The organism is Allobosea sp. R86505 (genome assembly GCF_042466375.1).
In the GTDB taxonomy this organism is placed as follows: Bacteria; Pseudomonadota; Alphaproteobacteria; order Rhizobiales; family Beijerinckiaceae; genus Allobosea.
In genome coordinates this window covers 57452-72476 of sequence record NZ_JAXHPY010000002.1, presented here as the reverse complement: position 1 = coordinate 72476, position 15025 = coordinate 57452, and the positions used below count along the sequence as shown (strand labels likewise).

At 65.3% G+C, this 15025-nt stretch carries 15 protein-coding genes and 1 pseudogene; 11 read left to right on the top strand and 5 right to left on the bottom strand.

Annotated elements, in window-relative coordinates:
* Positions 1-28: 28 nt before the first annotated feature.
* A protein-coding gene (locus SJY11_RS24380; protein ID WP_376988016.1) for an IS3 family transposase occupies positions 29-1182 on the bottom strand; the annotation gives its coding sequence in 2 pieces (ribosomal slippage) (positions 29-933 and positions 933-1182; 1155 coding nt in all).
* A gap of 746 nt (positions 1183-1928) precedes the next feature.
* On the opposite strand from SJY11_RS24380, the gene SJY11_RS24375 reads away from it, so the two are divergent.
* The 3 genes from SJY11_RS24375 (at position 1929) to SJY11_RS24365 (ending at position 4720) form a co-directional block, all read left to right on the top strand.
* A protein-coding gene (locus SJY11_RS24375) for an IS3-like element ISMex37 family transposase (protein ID WP_376984341.1) occupies positions 1929-3280 on the top strand; the annotation gives its coding sequence in 2 pieces (ribosomal slippage) (positions 1929-2265 and positions 2265-3280; 1353 coding nt in all).
* Between the two features lie 385 nt (positions 3281-3665).
* Positions 3666-4127, top strand: a complete 462-nt coding sequence (locus tag SJY11_RS24370; protein ID WP_376989487.1) for a mobile mystery protein A — start codon at positions 3666-3668, stop codon at positions 4125-4127.
* Entirely contained in the window at positions 4124-4720 is a 597-nt protein-coding gene (locus SJY11_RS24365) for a mobile mystery protein B (RefSeq protein ID WP_376989486.1), read from the top strand. The genes SJY11_RS24370 and SJY11_RS24365 overlap by 4 nt, the downstream gene beginning before the upstream one ends.
* 58 nt (positions 4721-4778) lie before the next feature.
* Here SJY11_RS24365 and SJY11_RS24360 read toward each other — a convergent pair whose 3' ends face one another.
* Entirely contained in the window at positions 4779-5123 is a 345-nt protein-coding gene (locus tag SJY11_RS24360) for a hypothetical protein (RefSeq protein ID WP_376989485.1), read from the bottom strand.
* Between the two features lie 21 nt (positions 5124-5144).
* Positions 5145-5594 (bottom strand): annotated as a pseudogene (locus SJY11_RS24355) (Lrp/AsnC family transcriptional regulator).
* Between the two features lie 123 nt (positions 5595-5717).
* On the opposite strand from SJY11_RS24355, the gene rocF reads away from it, so the two are divergent.
* Positions 5718-6647 carry an arginase gene (rocF, locus tag SJY11_RS24350; RefSeq protein WP_376989484.1) on the top strand — a complete coding sequence of 310 codons (930 nt, stop codon included), beginning with the start codon at positions 5718-5720 and terminating at the stop codon, positions 6645-6647.
* A 3-nt stretch (positions 6648-6650) separates the two neighbouring features.
* The gene (locus SJY11_RS24345) at positions 6651-7694 is read left to right on the top strand and encodes an ornithine cyclodeaminase (protein ID WP_376989483.1); all 1044 of its coding nucleotides are present in this window, start codon (positions 6651-6653) and stop codon (positions 7692-7694) included.
* A gap of 10 nt (positions 7695-7704) precedes the next feature.
* On the opposite strand, the gene SJY11_RS24340 is transcribed toward SJY11_RS24345, so the two are convergent.
* Positions 7705-8628, bottom strand: a complete 924-nt coding sequence (locus SJY11_RS24340; RefSeq protein ID WP_376989482.1) for a MurR/RpiR family transcriptional regulator — start codon at positions 8626-8628, stop codon at positions 7705-7707.
* A gap of 85 nt (positions 8629-8713) precedes the next feature.
* Between SJY11_RS24340 and SJY11_RS24335 the strand changes: the two genes are divergently transcribed.
* The 5 genes from SJY11_RS24335 to SJY11_RS24315 all read left to right on the top strand — a co-directional run bounded on the left by SJY11_RS24335 (position 8714) and on the right by SJY11_RS24315 (position 13126).
* Entirely contained in the window at positions 8714-9490 is a 777-nt protein-coding gene (locus tag SJY11_RS24335) for a transporter substrate-binding domain-containing protein (RefSeq protein WP_376989481.1), read from the top strand.
* A 164-nt stretch (positions 9491-9654) separates the two neighbouring features.
* Positions 9655-10344, top strand: coding sequence for an ABC transporter permease (locus SJY11_RS24330; protein ID WP_376989480.1), 690 nt, complete (start codon positions 9655-9657; stop codon positions 10342-10344).
* On the top strand, positions 10344-11054 hold the full coding sequence (locus tag SJY11_RS24325) for an ABC transporter permease (RefSeq protein WP_376989479.1): 711 nt from the start codon (positions 10344-10346) through the stop codon (positions 11052-11054). Before SJY11_RS24330 ends, SJY11_RS24325 begins: the two co-directional genes overlap by 1 nt.
* A 4-nt stretch (positions 11055-11058) precedes the next feature.
* Positions 11059-12174: a succinylglutamate desuccinylase/aspartoacylase family protein gene (locus tag SJY11_RS24320; RefSeq protein ID WP_376989478.1), complete on the top strand. Its 1116-nt coding sequence runs from the start codon at positions 11059-11061 to the stop codon at positions 12172-12174.
* 178 nt (positions 12175-12352) lie between these two features.
* Complete coding sequence (locus SJY11_RS24315) at positions 12353-13126, top strand: ABC transporter ATP-binding protein (protein ID WP_376989477.1); 774 nt, start codon at positions 12353-12355, stop codon at positions 13124-13126.
* Between the two features lie 30 nt (positions 13127-13156).
* On the opposite strand, the gene SJY11_RS24310 is transcribed toward SJY11_RS24315, so the two are convergent.
* Positions 13157-13999 (bottom strand): LuxR C-terminal-related transcriptional regulator, encoded by an 843-nt coding sequence (locus tag SJY11_RS24310; RefSeq protein WP_376989476.1) that lies wholly within the window; start codon positions 13997-13999, stop codon positions 13157-13159.
* A 127-nt stretch (positions 14000-14126) separates the two neighbouring features.
* Between SJY11_RS24310 and SJY11_RS24305 the strand changes: the two genes are divergently transcribed.
* Positions 14127-15008: a beta-keto acid cleavage family enzyme gene (locus tag SJY11_RS24305; RefSeq protein ID WP_376989475.1), complete on the top strand. Its 882-nt coding sequence runs from the start codon at positions 14127-14129 to the stop codon at positions 15006-15008.
* The last annotated feature ends 17 nt before the right edge of the window (positions 15009-15025 follow it).

Genomic DNA, 15025 nt, shown 5'->3' with positions numbered 1-15025 from the left:
GCCTGCTGCCGGTTTTGTGGACACGCAGTTAAGCTAATCCCACGTTCCGCTCGAACTCAACCGGGCTGAGATAGCCGATGGTCGAGTGCCTGCGGATGGTGTTGTAGAACCTCTCGACGTAGTCGAACACATCTGCCCTGGCCGCGTCGCGCGTGCGGTAGATCTGGCCCCTGATCCGCTCGGTTTTCAGCGAGGAGAAGAAGCTCTCCATCGCGGCGTTGTCCCAGACGTTGCCGGATCGGCTCATCGAGCAGGTGACCCCGTTTTCGGCCAGCAGTTCCTGGAAGTGCTGGCTGGTGTATTGGCTGCCCTGATCCGAGTGGTGCAGCAGGGCGTCGGGCTTGCCACGGCGCCAGATCGCCATGATGAGCGCATCTGTCACGAGCGCGGCCGTCATTTCGGCCTTCATCGACCAGCCGACGACGCGCCGCGAGAACAGGTCGATCACGACAGCGACGTAGAGCCAGCCCTCGGCCGTCGAGACATAGGTGAAGTCGGCGATCCAACGCTGATTCGGCCGCATCGCCGTGAACTGGCGATCGAGAACATTGGGCGCGATAGCCGAGATCGGCCGCTCGCCGCAATCTTTTGGAAGGCCTCGCCGGCGGGGACGTGCCCGCAAGGCTTGAGCGCGCATCAGTCGTTCGATCCTGTGCAAACCGCAGGAGACGCCCTCCGCCAAGACATCGCGCCAGACCCGACGAGCGCCATAGGTTCGGTCGCTGGCCTTGAAGCTCGCGCGGACCTTGGCGCCAACCACCTCGTCGTCCACGGAGCGCTGGCTCGGCGAGCGCGTCAGCCAGGCATGGAATCCGGAGCGGGAGACATCCAGCGCGTCGCAAAGCCATGCCACCGGCCAGATCGAACGGTGCCTCGCGATGAAAGCAAATCTCATATCGCTTCCCTCGCGAAGTAGGCTGCGGCCTTTTTTAGGATGTCGCGCTCCGCCTTGAGCTTGGTCACCTCACGCCGTAGCCGCTCGATCTCGAGCTGCTCGGGCTTCAACTGACCAGGTCCGGGAAAGGCCTGCGCCGGATCGGCGGCAAATTCCTTCACCCATTTGCGCAGCTGGTTCTCGTGGACCTCCAGATCCCGAGCCGCCTGCGCGACGCTCACACCGCGATCCTTGATCAGGCGAACCGCCTCGATCTTGAACTCACGCCCAAATCGTCTTCGCTGCATCTGCCACCTCCGGCTTCATGAAACACCCAATCTCGGTGTCCACGAAACCGGCAGCAGGCCAATGGGTCAGCGTGCGCACTCAGTCACAGAAGCAGCTTATTTGAGAATGAGCACCCGCCCATTCTCATGATTAAATGCTCACCCCAGTTCGGAAGCGGCCATTCTTACATTTAACTGCAAAGCGACAGACACCAGCGCATGGGAATTGCAGCCGGACTGGCAGGCCAAAGCGAAGGCGGTGGGGTGGCGCAAAAAGGACATCGCCGCGGTCAGGGCGCGACGTCCCGATCCCACCGCTGCTCCGCTCGTACAGGAAACGGCCGACTATTTTTTCGAGGAGATCCGCAGGATGGCCGGCACCGCTGTCCAGACGGCCGCCTATGCGAACGGGCAGACCGTGCTGACCACCGTGAAAGCGAAGGATATCGGGTTCACGCGTGTAGGGCTCGAGGAGGAGATCGCCGCATTGCTGAAGCTGCAGCAAAACCGCTGTGCTCTTTCAGGCTATGCGTTCAAACCTTCCATCACCAACCCCCATCTTCGCCCGAGCCTGGACCGCAAAAACTCCGCACTCGGGTATGTGCCCGGCAACCTGCAGATCGTCACCCGTGCAGCGAACTTCTTCAAATCCGCCAGTGACGACGCAGACTGGGCCCTGAAGTGTCCGCCTTCAGCGCTCTTGAGACAGTTTAGGGGTTTTCGGGAAGGGAGGATTTCTGGATCATCGCAGCCATTCAGGAGCGCAGATGAGACAGAAATCGGGGCCGGAGAAAGCACCGGCAGAGCAAGTCGTGAAGGATATTCGCCGAGCGACGCGGCGGCAGTTCTCGGCCGAAGAGAAGATCCGCATCGTGCTGGAGGGCGTGCGCGGCGAGGAGAGCATCGCGGAGCTGTGCCGGCGCGAGGGGATCGCCTCGTCGATGTATTACGGCTGGTCGAAGGAGTTCCTCGACGCCGGCAAGCGCCGTCTCGCCGGTGACACGGCCCGCGCCGCGACGTCAGACGAGGTGAAGGAACTGCGTCGCGAGGCGCAGGCCCTGAAGGAGGCTGTGGCCGATCTGACCCTGGAAAACCGCCTGCTTAAAAAAAGCATGCTCGCGGATGGGGAGGACGACATATGAGGTATCCCGCCTCCGAGAAGGCCGAGATCATCCGCCTGGTCGAGGGATCGCACCTGCCGGCGCGTCGCACCTTGGACAAGCTCGGCATCCCGCGCGCCACGTTCTATCGCTGGTACGATCGCTATCTCACCGGCGGGATCGAGGCGCTTGCCGATCATCGCTCGCGGTCGGATCGTGTCTGGAACCGGATTCCCGACCCGATCCGGGCCGAGATCATCGACCTGGCGCTGCGCGAAACGGAGCTGAGCCCACGCGAGCTGGCGGTGCGCTTCACCGACGAAAAACACTACTTTGTCTCGGAAGCATCGGTGTACCGGCTGCTGAAGGCGCATGATCTGATCACCAGCCCGGCTTACATCGTCATCAAGGCGGCGTCCGAGTTCAAGGACAAGACGACGGCGCCCAACCAGCTCTGGCAGACCGACTTCACCTACCTGAAGATCACGGGCTGGGGCTGGTATTATCTCTCGACAGTGCTCGACGACTTCTCCCGCTTCATCGTCGCCTGGAAGCTCTGCGCCACGATGCGGGCTGACGACGTCACCGCCACGCTCGATCTGGCTCTGGCGGCATCGGGGCTCGACCAGATCACGGTCGCTCATCGACCCAGGCTGTTGAGCGACAACGGCAGTTCCTACATCTCGGCCGACCTCGCCACCTGGCTCGACGGCAAGGGCATGAAACACGTTCGCGGCGCGCCCTATCACCCTCAGACACAGGGCAAGATCGAGCGCTGGCACCAGACCCTGAAGAACCGCATCCTGCTGGAAAACTACTATCTGCCCGGCGATCTCGAACGGCAGGTTGCCGCCTTCGTCGAGCATTACAACCATGCCCGCTACCACGAGAGCCTCGGCAACCTCACCCCGGCCGACGTCTACTTCGGCCGCGGGCAGGCCATCCTCACCGAACGCGAAAGGATCAAGCGCCAGACAATCCAGCGCAGACGCTTGCAGCATCAGCTGCAGGCCGCATAACCTCAAACCCAGATGAGCCAGAACCTCCGTTCCTGAGACGCCGCAACAGTCTCAAATCATCTGACGACGGACAGCCCTGAAGGCCGCCGCCATGGAGCGGATGGCGATTGCCATCCAACAGCGGCGGAACGAGGCGATCCCGTAGTCGCCTTGCCCTCGCTTGTGGCACAGTCCTGCATCAGCGATGAAAGTGGCGATCGGCGGCGCAACCTCCTGCAGGGCGGGTGCGGCTCACGACAGCCCGCCCCTGGGTACGGGAGATGTACCGAGGCACCTACAGTTTATAGACTGGTTTCAGGCTACGGAAATAAGCCCATAGACTGATTATTACGTGTGTGATATCATACTGCAGACTGAAGGTGCATATTTAGAAACAGAGCATAGTATGAATGGTTCCACCCGACAGCATGCCCGTCAACGGCTCGACGACCGGCTCGGCCGCCTGAATCCGGTCGAGCGGTTCAAGGAGCCGCCGAAGGGATGGATCAAAGCCATCCGTGAAGCACTCGGCATGACCGGCGTGCAATTCGCGGAACGGCTCGGTGTCCGTCCGCAGACGGCCGATGCCTTGGAACGTTCGGAAGCGACCGGCGCCATCAAGGTAGCGACGTTACGGCGCGCCGCGGAAGCGCTCGACTGCACGTTGGTCTATGCGCTTGTTCCCAAAAAACCCTTGGAGCGCACTGTGAACGATCGCGCGCGCGCTATCGCAATACGCGATCTCGGTCGCGTCGCGCACAGCATGAAACTCGAGGCGCAGGGCACCGGGGATGCCGATCTCGAAGCAAGGATCGCAGCCTATATCCGCGATACGCTGACCGAGCGCGATTTGTGGCGGCAGCTATGACGGATCTGTTTCAAGAACCGGCTGACGCCACACCGCTCGATCCGTCAGAGCGCGATGAGCTGAAGCAGAGCTGGATCACCCATCGCCGCGATCTCAATGAAGCGGAGCAGGCCAATATCGTGAGCGGGGCGGTGTGGGCACGCCGCCGGCGTGACACCCGCATCGCTTCCCTCCTCACCGAGGATTTCGCGCGGGAACTCCACCGCCGCATGTTCAACGATGTCTGGGCCTGGGCTGGCACCTACCGGATGACCCCGCGCAATATTGGCATCGAAGCCTACCGCATTCCCCTGGAGCTGCCATCGCTGTTCGACGATGTACGCTACTGGGTGGAGCACGAGACCTACGCCCCGGATGAAATCGCGCTTCGATTGCATCACCGCCTGGTGTCGATCCATCCGTTTCCCAACGGCAACGGACGCCATGCCCGGCTCATGGCCGACCTGCTGATCGAACGCCTCGGCAGAGCATCGTTCAGCTGGGGCGGCGGCGGCCTTGCCGAGGTTGGCACGCTACGCCGCGCCTATATCGACGCATTGCAGGCAGGCGACCGGCACGACATCGCTCCGCTCCTGGCATTTGCAAGATCCTGAGCGGCCCCGGCCGGAGGTAGGCGATCGGGTGTTAAGGCACAGATCGGCACGACCTCGGTCACGGCGCGCCGCCGCCTTTGAGTGATGGCCCGATAGCCGCGGCAGCCGTGTCTATCGTTGCAAGCTTCCTCTTCGAGATCGTCGAGCGGCAGGCCATGGAGGCTTTGGCGCGGTCAATGCCCCGGTCCGGGCGGCGGCGCAGGCCCTGGCGGAAGGTCGGCTTGGCGGGTTGGGCTGGTTCGAGCGCCGTGCGCTGGCGGACGGCGCCGCCGCCTTCGCGGATATCGACGCCGGCAGGACCGCGGCCGCCAAGATCGTCTTGCAGATGTGAGCCCGGCCGCATGGCGCCGACGAAAGTCGTTCGGCCGGGTCGGACCAGCCAGCCAACGCACTCTGCCGTCATCCTCTGAGCCGACGTCGGAGGCTAGCTTGCTGGCCTGAGCCGCGCCTGGCTGCTGCGCGGCGTCGCCAGCAGCAGGTTGGTCTCGGACCCCAGGATGCCGGGAATATGCCGGATGCGCCGCAACACCAGATCGAGATCGGTCAGGCTCGCGGCGCCGAGTTCGGCGATCAGGTCCCATCATCCGTTGGTGGTGTGCACGGCCGAGACCTCGGGAAAGCCGGCGAGGCTGTCGACGATACGGTCCGCCGCCCGCCCCTCGACCTCGATCAGCATGATGCCGCGCACCGGCATCGCGATCGTGTCGGCCCGCAGCACGACGGTGTAGCCGACGATCTCGCCCTCGCGTTCCATCCGCGCGATCCGCTCGCGCACCGTGGCGCGGGAGAGCCCCAACTCCGTCGCAAAATCGGAGATGCTGCGCCGTCCGTCATGGCGCAGCAGGGTGAGGAGCTTGCGGTTGATCTCGGGCACGAATAACCAAAACGGCAGGTTGGATTATCAATTCGATAGATTAGCTTGATCGATTTGTCTATTCGATCTGTTCATTCCGCCGCGACGGGCTGGTAGCCTCCAGATCAGTTTCTGGAGGGCGGGATGGACGCGACACATTGTATTCTGCTGGGTGCGCCGGTGCAGGATGGCGCCGGCCGCTTCGGCTGCGATATGGGGCCGAGCGCCTTTCGCGCGGCAGGGCTCGGCCCGGCGCTCGAATCGCTCGGCCATCGCGTCGAGGATCGCGGCAATCTGATCCCTGCGCCGCTGCGCCCTGTCAGCCATAGCAATGCCGCGATCCTCGCTCTGCCCGAGATCGTCGCCTGGACCGAAGCGATCGCGGCCGCGGTCCATGAGGCGAGCGCCGCCGCGATGCCGCTGGTGCTCGGCGGCGACCATAGCCTCGCGGCCGGCACGCTCTCGGGGCTGGCAAGGCGGGCGGCCGGGCGCGGGCGCAAGCTCTTCGTGCTCTGGCTCGACGCGCATCCCGATCTTCACACGCTGGAGACGACCCAAAGCGGCCATCTCCACGGCGTGCCGATGGCTTATGCGCTCGGCGCCACAGGCTTTGCTGGCGTCTTCCCGCCCCTGCCGGTGACGCTGGAGCCGTCCCGCGTCTGCATGATGGGGCTGCGCAGCGTCGATCCGGCCGAGCGCCGCGCGCTGGCGCAAAGCGGCATCCGCGTCCACGACATGCGCTCGATCGACGAGCACGGCGTCGCTGCGCTGCTGAAGCGCTTCCTCGACGAGGTCGCGGCCGCCGGCGGCGACCTGCATGTCAGCCTCGACGTCGATTTCCTCGATCCCGAGATCGCGCCCGGCGTCGGCACCACCGTGCCCGGCGGCGCGACCTTCCGCGAGGCGCATCTGATTATGGAGATGCTGCATGACAGCGGCCTGGTCACCAGCCTCGATCTGGTCGAGCTCAACCCGTTCCTCGACGAGCGCGGGCGCACGGCGCTGCTGCTCGTCGATCTCGTCGCCAGCCTGATGGGGCGCAGCGTCCTCGACCGGCCGACGCGGAGCTATTGAGCCATGGACCGCCAGCTCAACATCGTGCGCTTCGTCAGCGTCGATCACATGATGCAGATCGTGCTCGGCCGTGGCGTCGAGCGCGTCCTGACCGATCTCGCCGCCGGCATCGAGGCCGATTTCGCGCGCTGGGAGATGTTCGACAAGTCGGCACGCCTCGCCTCGCACAGCCGCGACGGCGTCATCGAGCTAATGCCGACCAGCGATGGCGGCCAATACGCCTTCAAATACGTAAACGGCCACCCGAAGAACACGCGCGACGGCCGCCAGACCGTGACGGCCTTCGGCGTGCTCGCCGATGTCGCGACCGGCTATCCCGTGCTGCTGACCGAGATGACGATCCTGACCGCGCTGCGCACGGCTGCGACCTCGGCGATGGCGGCGAAGCATCTCGCACCGGCGGGCGCGCGGACCATGGCGCTGATCGGCAATGGCGCGCAGTCGGAGTTCCAGGCTCTTGCCTTCAAGGCGCTGCTCGGCGTCGACAGGCTGCGCCTCCATGACATCGATCCTGCCGCCAGCGCCCGCTGCGCCCGCAACCTCGAAGGCTTCGGCTTCGAAATCGCCATCTGCGAAAGCGCGCAGGCGGCGATGCTGAAAGCGGAGATCGTCACCACGGTCACCGCCGACAAGGCCAATGCGACGATCCTGACCGACAACATGGTCGGCCCCGGCATCCACATCAACGCGGTCGGAGGCGACTGCCCGGGCAAGACCGAGTTGCACCCGGACATCCTGCGCAGGTCGGACATCTTCGTCGAATATCCGCCCCAGACGCGGGTCGAGGGCGAAATCCAGCAGCTGTCGCCCGACCATCCGGTCACCGAACTCTGGCGCGTGATCGCCGGACAGGCGGCCGGCCGGCGCGATGCGAGCCAGATCACGCTGTTCGATTCGGTCGGTTTCGCGATCGAGGATTTCTCGGTGCTGCGCTGGCTCGCCGATGAGGCGGCGCGCACCGGCCGGTTCGACGAACTCGACCTGCTCGCCGATCCAGACGAGCCGCGCGACCTGTTCGGCATGCTGTTGCGCGCGCAGGCGGCCTGAGCCGCCGGGCTCAGCGTCCTCGCATGGGCTGCGAGACGAGATACGCCGAGATCGCCTCGGTCAGCCGCGCCGCCTTGGTGACATTGTCGGCGTTCGAGACCATCAGCGCCGTGACCAGCGCCTCGATGACGAGCAGCGCGGCGACGTTGCTCGACGACAGCACCGGATGCGCGCTCTGCGCGATCAGCGTCTCGCCGGCGAGCGGGGCCAGCGGCGAGGCGGCGGAATCGGTCAACGCCACGATCGCGGCGCCGCGATCGGCGGCGTAGCGGGTGAGATGCACGGCGTCGGTGGCGTAGCGCGGAAACGAGATCGCGATCAGCACGTCCTCGGCTCCGAGATTCATCAATCGCCCGGCGGCGTTCTCCGTCCCGCCGAACTCCACCACATTGACGAGTTGCTGGCAGAAAGGCTGCAGCCCGAGCGTCATCAGCCCGGCGAGATGGGCCGAAAGCCCGAAGCCCATCACATAGACGCAACGCGCCGCCACGAGGCGGGCCACGATGCGCTGCAGCGCCGCCGGCTCCAACCCTTCGGCGGTGGCGCGCAGATTGGCGAGCGTATCCTCCAGACCTTCGCGCAGGGGCGCCGCACCCGCGGCGCGGTCGAGCGCGCCGCGCAGCTTCTCGACCGGCCGCAGCACCGCCTGGAGCGTGTCGGCGAGCGCGGCGCGCAGATCGGGAAAACCGCCGAAACCGAGCGAACGCGCGAAGCGCGAGAGCGTCGCCGTAGAAACCCCGCTGGCCGCTGCCAGATCCTCGATCGAGAGCGCCGCGCCGCGCACCGGGTTGCGCAGCAGGTGCTCCGCGATCATCCGGTTCGAGGCCGAACCGGCCGCCTGCAGCGCCAGCAGCTTCTGGCCGAGTTCAGACGCGGCGAAAGCGACGTCGCTCGCGCCACTGCCACCATTTTGAACATGAAGAGATATTTTCATAGATTGACCTTATGAAAATAATTCGCCAGTGTGAAGCCAGAGCGGGACATAAAAATCCATTCCAGTCGCATCGGGAGACATCAACATGCTGAAGCGCTACGTCCTTGCCGCCGCCGGCGCGGCCATCCTCTCCGCCATCATCGTCCAGCCCAGCTTCGCCCAGGCGACGAAGCTGCGCATCGGAGTCGAGGGCAATTATCCCCCGTTCTCGATGATCGCGCCCGACGGCAAGCTCGGCGGCTTCGACATCGACATCGCCAATGCGGTCTGCGCGCAGATGAAGGCCGAATGCAGCTTCGTCCAGCAGGAATTCGACGGAATGATCCCGGCGCTCAATGCGAAAAAATTCGATCTGATCGTCGCCTCGATGACGATCACCGAGGCGCGCAGGAAGTCGGTCGATTTCTCCGACCCTTATTACGACGTGCCCTCGCGCTTCGTCGCCAAGGCGGGCGCCTTCGCCGATCACTCACCGGCTTCGCTGAAGGGCAAGACCATCGTCGTGCTGCGCAACTCGCCGCGCGCGGCCTATCTGGCGGAAACCTACAAGGACAGCACCATCGTCTTCGCCGGCAAGGAGACCGAGGTCTACATGGAGCTCGCCGTCGGCCGCGCCGATGTCGGCTTCGGATCGTCGGTGGTCTCGGGAGAGGCGTTCCTGAAGAAGCCGGAAGGCAAGGGCTACGCGCAGATCGGCCCAGCGATCCGGATCGGCGCGGGCTCGGGCGTCGGCATCGCGGTGCGCAAGGACGACGAGGCGCTGCGCACGCAGATCAACGCCGCGCTTGCCGCCTTCAAGGCCAATGGCGGCTACAAGGCGCTGGCCGACAAGTATTTCGACTTCGATATTTCGGGGTCGTGAGCGTCTAGCGCTCTCCTCGCCCGTCATCCTAATCCCGTCATGGTCGGGCTTGTCCCGACCATCCACGTCTTTGAACCGCGCAATCGTCCCCAGCGTCGCAAGACGTGCATGCTCGGCACAAGGCCGAGCATGACGGGGGCGGGTCGCGCCGATCGGACGCCCCCATGTTCCTCCACGGCTATTTCCCCGCCATCCTCGAGGGCCTGCGCTCGACGCTGCTGGTCTCGGCCGTATCCCTCGCCATCGCCTGCGTCTTCGGGCTGATCGGCGCTGGCGCCAAGCTCTCGGCCTCGCGGCCCGCCAACATCGCCGCCGACGCCTACACCACGCTGATCCGTGGCCTGCCGGAACTCGTCCTGCTGCTGCTGATCTTCTATGGCGGCCAGATCATGATCAACACGCTCGCCGACAAGGCCGGGCTCGGCTATCTCGACATCAATCCTTTCATCGCCGGCACGACGACCCTGGGCTTTATCTTCGGGGCCTATCTGACGGAGACCTTTCGCGGCGCGATCCTGGCCATCCCGCGCGGTCAGAGCGAGGCCGGGCAGGCTTATGGCATGAGCCGCCTGCAGATCCTGCGCCGCATCGTGCTGCCGCAGATGGTGCGCCATGCCATTCCCGGCTTCACTAATAACTGGCTGGTGATGATCAAGGCCACCGCACTGCTCTCGATCATCGGGCTCGACGACATGGTCCACCGCGCCAATCTGGCGTCGGCCGCGACGCGCGAGCCTTTCACCTTCTACGCAGCGATCGGCGGGCTTTACCTCGCGGTCACGACGGTCTCGATCCTCTTGCTGGGCTGGGTCGAGAAGCGCTTCTCGCTCGGCGTCCGGAGGGTCGAGTTCTGATGATCGACTGGGCGCTCGTCACGGAATCATGGCCGCTTTATCTGAACGGGCTCAAGGTCAGCCTGATCCTGATGGCGATCTGCGTCTCGGCGTCGTTCCTGCTCTCGGTGCCGCTGGCGATCGCGCGCGTGTCGCCGAACCCGTGGCTGTCGAAGCCGGTCTTTCTCTACACCTATGTCATCCGGGGCACGCCGCTTCTGGTGCAGCTCTACATGATCTATTTCGGGCTGGCCCAGTTCGAGTGGTTGCGCGAGAGCGCCGCCTGGCCGCTGTTCCGCAATGCGTGGTTCTGCGCCTGGCTGGCGTTTGCGCTCAACAGCACCGCCTACACCACCGAGATCCTCGCCGGCGCGCTGCGCCAGACGCCCAATGGCGAGCTGGAGGCGGCGCGCAGCCTCGGCATGTCCACGGCGTCGATCTACCGCCGCATCCTGCTGCCGAGCGCGATCCGCCGGGCGCTGCCGCAATATGGCAACGAACTCGTCATGGTGATGCACGCGACCTCGATCGCCAGCGCCGTCACCATCGTCGAGCTGACCCGCACCGCGCGCGACGTCTACTACAACAACCTCGCCCCGCTGGAGGCCTTCGGCATGGTGGCGGTGTTCTACTTCACCATGACCTTCACGCTGGTCGGCATCGTCAAGCTGCTCGAAGGGCGCTTCCTGAAACATCTGCGGCCCAAATCCGCCGAGCTGAAACCCGCCTGACGCCATGCTGACGCAAACCATCCCGATTGCCGCCGCCAGCTCCGGAACGAGCCATGATCTCACCGTGCATCGCTTCGGCAGGTCCGGCGCTGGCCCTTGCGTCTATATCCAAGCGGCGCTCCATGCCGACGAGATTCCCGGCATGATCTGCGCCCAGGCCCTGCGGCGCGAACTTCTCGCAATCGAGGCTGCGGGCGATCTCTCAGGCGAGGTCGTGCTCGTGCCGGTGGCCAATCCGCTGGGGCTGAGCCAGCAGGTGCTCGGCCAGCCGGTCGGGCGCTTTTCGCTCGGCGATGGCTGCAATTTCAACCGCGAGTTCCCCGATCTCGGCGCGACGCTCGGACCTATGCTCGCAGACAGGCTGACCGACGATCCCGACGCCAATCTCGCGACCATCCGCGCGGCGCTCCGTGACGCGCTCGCCGAACACAAGCCGCTGACGCCGGCACAGCATCTCAAGACGGCTCTGCTGGGGCTGGCGCTCTCGGCCGATCTGGTCCTCGACCTGCATTGCGACGCCGAAGCCGCGATGCATCTCTACACCCACACCGCCTCCGCCGGGACGTTCGCGCCGCTGGCGGCGCTGCTTGGCGCACGCGCCGTTCTGTTGGCGGAGGTCTCGGGCGGCGATCCGTTCGACGAGGCGGTGAGCCGGCCCTGGGCGGACATAGCCCACGCCTTCCCGGACAAGCCGGTCCCCTTCGGCTGCCACTCGATCACGGTCGAACTGCGCGGCCAGCGCGATGTCGATCACGCCATGGCGAACCACGACGCCGGCGCGATCCTCGACTTCCTGCGCCATGCCGGAATCATCGCCGGCGTCCCGGCCGCCCTGCCGGAGCCGCTCTGCCGCGCCACGGCGCTGGAGGCGTCCGAGCCGATCATCGCGCCGGCTTGCGGCATTCTGATCTACCGCCATGAGGTTGGTGCGCCGGTAGAGGCCGGAGACATCATCGCCGAGATCATCGATCCGCTGAGCGGCGAGGCGACGCCGGTCGCGACGCAGTCGAGCGGCGTCTTCTATGCCCGCTCCTCGCTGCGCTTCGCCATTCCGGGCAAGCGGCTCGGCAAGGTCGCGGGCACGACGTCGAAACGATCGGGGCGATTGCTCAGTCCGTAAGGCGCTGGAAGAAACCCTCTCCTGAAAGGAGAGGGGTAGAGGTGAGGCGACGGACGCTGGACCAGTGAAGCGCAGCGGCCAAAGCACGGTGACGACAATGCAAGACACTCTATTCGGCCTTCCCCTCACCCCTGCCCCTCTCCCTCCGGGAGAGGGGTTGCCCGCGCTTGATCCGGCAATGACGGCAACGGAAAAACTCCGCGCCGAGGGCCTGCGCAAGAGCTTTGGCGCGGTCGAAGTTCTCAAGGGCGTCTCGCTCTCGGCCAGTTCGGGCGATGTCATCGCCATGATCGGCTCCTCCGGCTCGGGCAAGAGCACCGTGCTGCGCTGCCTCAACCTGCTGGAGCGGCCCAATGCCGGGCGTATCGTCGTCAGCGGCGAGGAACTGCGCCTGACGCCCGACCGCAAGGGCGAGCTCAACGCCGCCGACCCCGCGCAGCTCCAGCGCGTCCGTGCGCAGCTCGCAATGGTGTTCCAGCAGTTCAACCTGTGGGCCCATATGACGGCGCTGGAGAACGTCATCGAAGCGCCGATCCGCGTGCTCGGCCTGACGAAGGCCGAGGCCGTCGAGCGCGCCGGGCGCTATCTCGCCCGCGTCGGCGTCTCGCATCGCAAGGACGCCTATCCGGCGCATATGTCGGGCGGCGAGCAGCAGCGCGTCGCCATAGCCCGCGCGTTGGCGATGGAGCCGGAGGTGATGCTGTTCGATGAGCCGACCTCGGCGCTCGATCCCGAACTTGTGGGCGAGGTGCTGCGCGTCATGCGTTCGCTGGCGGAAGAGGGCCGCACCATGCTCGTCGTCACCCATGAGATGGGCTTTGCGCGGGAGGTCGGGAGTCGGGTCATCTTCCTGCATCGCGGCGTGATCGAGGAGGAGGGGGCGCCGGCAGATCTGCTCCGCCGGCCCCGGAGCGAGCGGCTGCAGGCCTTTCTGGCGTCGAGCCTGAAATGAAGCAACGCGGCGACGCAGCGGCGAGGCTCGTCAGTCGCGATGCATCATGGCGGCCTGTGTCCGGTTGGCGGCCCCGAGCTGCTTCAGAACGGCTGCGACATGCAGCTTCACCGTTCCTTCGGTGATGCCGAGCGCCGCTGCGATCTCACGGTTCGACCGCGCTTCCGCCAGAAGCGCCAGCACGTCGCGCTGCCTGCCGCTCAGAGCCGATAGCGGCTCCGGCCGCTCTGCCGACAGGCGCGCATCGTCCAGCGTGACCGCGCCTTGTTCAAGCGCGCGACGCGCATTCGAAAGCCGTTCCAGCACGTCCTGAAACGCGACCTCGGCCCGCGTTCGCCGGGCCGCCTGACGCAGCTCGCCGAGCACGTCTTCAAGCATCGCGCCGACCGCTGCGATGACGCGCGCCTTGCCGGCCTCGGCGGCATCGGCCTCCATCTTGGCGAGCCGAAGCGCGTCGAGCGCCTCGCGCTTTTCCGACACGTCGAGCGCGATGCCGTCCCAGACGACTGCACCGCTGGCGACCCTGCGTGGATTGCCGATAGAGCGGATCCAACGCACCCGGCCATCGCCACCGATCACGCGCACCTCCTCGTCAAGCGTGTCGAGCGTTTCCGCGGAGGTCAGCAGCGCGGCCCGCCAGCGCCCGGCATCGTCGGGATGGATCCAGCTCTGCGCCGAAGCCAGCTCGGTCATGATCGCCTCGCGATCCAGTCCGAGTGCCGATAGTCCGGGACTGACATAGCTGTAGCGGACGCGCCCGTCGGGCTCGAGCACGCGCTGCATCACATGGCCCGGGAAATGCGCCGACATCTGGTCGAAGAAGCGCACGAGTTCGCGGGTCAGAACGCCGTCGTCGTCTGGTTGAGCGCGCATGGCCACCCTGCCCCACAAAATACGTTGACGGCCGAGCCGAAATAGATATCCATCGTAAGGTATAGAAAAATAAGCGCTTGTCTATATCTTTAGATATAATTTAGGTGCAAACCGGGGAGGGTAGCTCTTGCGAAAGCTCATCATCGAGGCGCGCGTCAACGAGTACATGATGCGCGAACAGGGCAACCCGAACGTGCCCTACTCGCCGGACGAGATCGCAAACGACGCCGTAGCCTGCCAGCAGGCCGGCGCGGCGATCCTGCATTTCCATGCACGCCAGCCCGACGGATCACCCGAACACGCCATCGAGAGCTATCAGAAGACGGTCGGCCTGATCCGGTCCAGATCCGACATCCTCGTGCATCCGACACTCGGCTACGTCACGCTCGACCAGCCGGCGGAGCGGCGGCTCGACCACATCCTCGATATGGCCAGGAACCCCTCGCACGCGCCGCATTTTGCGCCGATGGACATGGGCAGCGTCAATGTCGATCGCTACAACGCGCAGGCGCGGCGGTTCGAGACCACCGACCTGATCTACAAGAACTCGACCGCGACGCTGACCTACTTCGCCCGCCATATCCGAGCCTCCGGCCTGAAGCCCTATCTGGTGTCCTGGACCATCGGCTTCACCCGCTATGTCGAGGCCTTCCTCGACATGGGCCTGCTCGACGAACCCGCTTTCCTCTGCTTCTGCCTGACCGACAACACCTTCCTCGGCGGCCACCCCGGCACGCTGAAGGGGCTTCAGGCGCATCTCGATTTCCTGCCCCCCGGCCGGCAGGTCGAATGGACCGTGGTGAATTTCGGCGGGAACCTGTTCTCGCTCGCCGGCGCGATCATCGCCCAGGGCGGGCACATCTCGATCGGGCTTGGCGACTACGCCTATCCCGAACTCGGCCAGCCGACCAACGCGCAGATCATCGCCCGCATCGCCGAGATGGCGCGCGAACTCGGCCGCGAGATCGCCACGCCGGCAGAGGCCAAGGCCATCCTCGGCATGAAGTGAACCACGCATGCCCGTTT

What these genes read in the sequence shown, in the direction of transcription:
- SJY11_RS24320 (WP_376989478.1), top strand. Translation starts at nt 11,059, where the DNA reads ATGCTGACGCAAACCATCCCGATTGCCGCCGCCAGCTCCGGAACGAGC.
- rocF (WP_376989484.1), top strand. Translation starts at nt 5,718, where the DNA reads ATGGACGCGACACATTGTATTCTGCTGGGTGCGCCGGTGCAGGATGGC.
- SJY11_RS24340 (WP_376989482.1), bottom strand. Translation starts at nt 8,628, where the DNA reads ATGAAAATATCTCTTCATGTTCAAAATGGTGGCAGTGGCGCGAGCGAC.
- SJY11_RS24370 (WP_376989487.1), top strand. Translation starts at nt 3,666, where the DNA reads ATGAATGGTTCCACCCGACAGCATGCCCGTCAACGGCTCGACGACCGG.
- SJY11_RS24315 (WP_376989477.1), top strand. Translation starts at nt 12,353, where the DNA reads ATGACGGCAACGGAAAAACTCCGCGCCGAGGGCCTGCGCAAGAGCTTT.
- SJY11_RS24325 (WP_376989479.1), top strand. Translation starts at nt 10,344, where the DNA reads ATGATCGACTGGGCGCTCGTCACGGAATCATGGCCGCTTTATCTGAAC.
- SJY11_RS24335 (WP_376989481.1), top strand. Translation starts at nt 8,714, where the DNA reads ATGCTGAAGCGCTACGTCCTTGCCGCCGCCGGCGCGGCCATCCTCTCC.
- SJY11_RS24365 (WP_376989486.1), top strand. Translation starts at nt 4,124, where the DNA reads ATGACGGATCTGTTTCAAGAACCGGCTGACGCCACACCGCTCGATCCG.
- SJY11_RS24330 (WP_376989480.1), top strand. Translation starts at nt 9,655, where the DNA reads ATGTTCCTCCACGGCTATTTCCCCGCCATCCTCGAGGGCCTGCGCTCG.
- SJY11_RS24310 (WP_376989476.1), bottom strand. Translation starts at nt 13,999, where the DNA reads ATGCGCGCTCAACCAGACGACGACGGCGTTCTGACCCGCGAACTCGTG.
- SJY11_RS24345 (WP_376989483.1), top strand. Translation starts at nt 6,651, where the DNA reads ATGGACCGCCAGCTCAACATCGTGCGCTTCGTCAGCGTCGATCACATG.
- SJY11_RS24360 (WP_376989485.1), bottom strand. Translation starts at nt 5,123, where the DNA reads ATGACGGCAGAGTGCGTTGGCTGGCTGGTCCGACCCGGCCGAACGACT.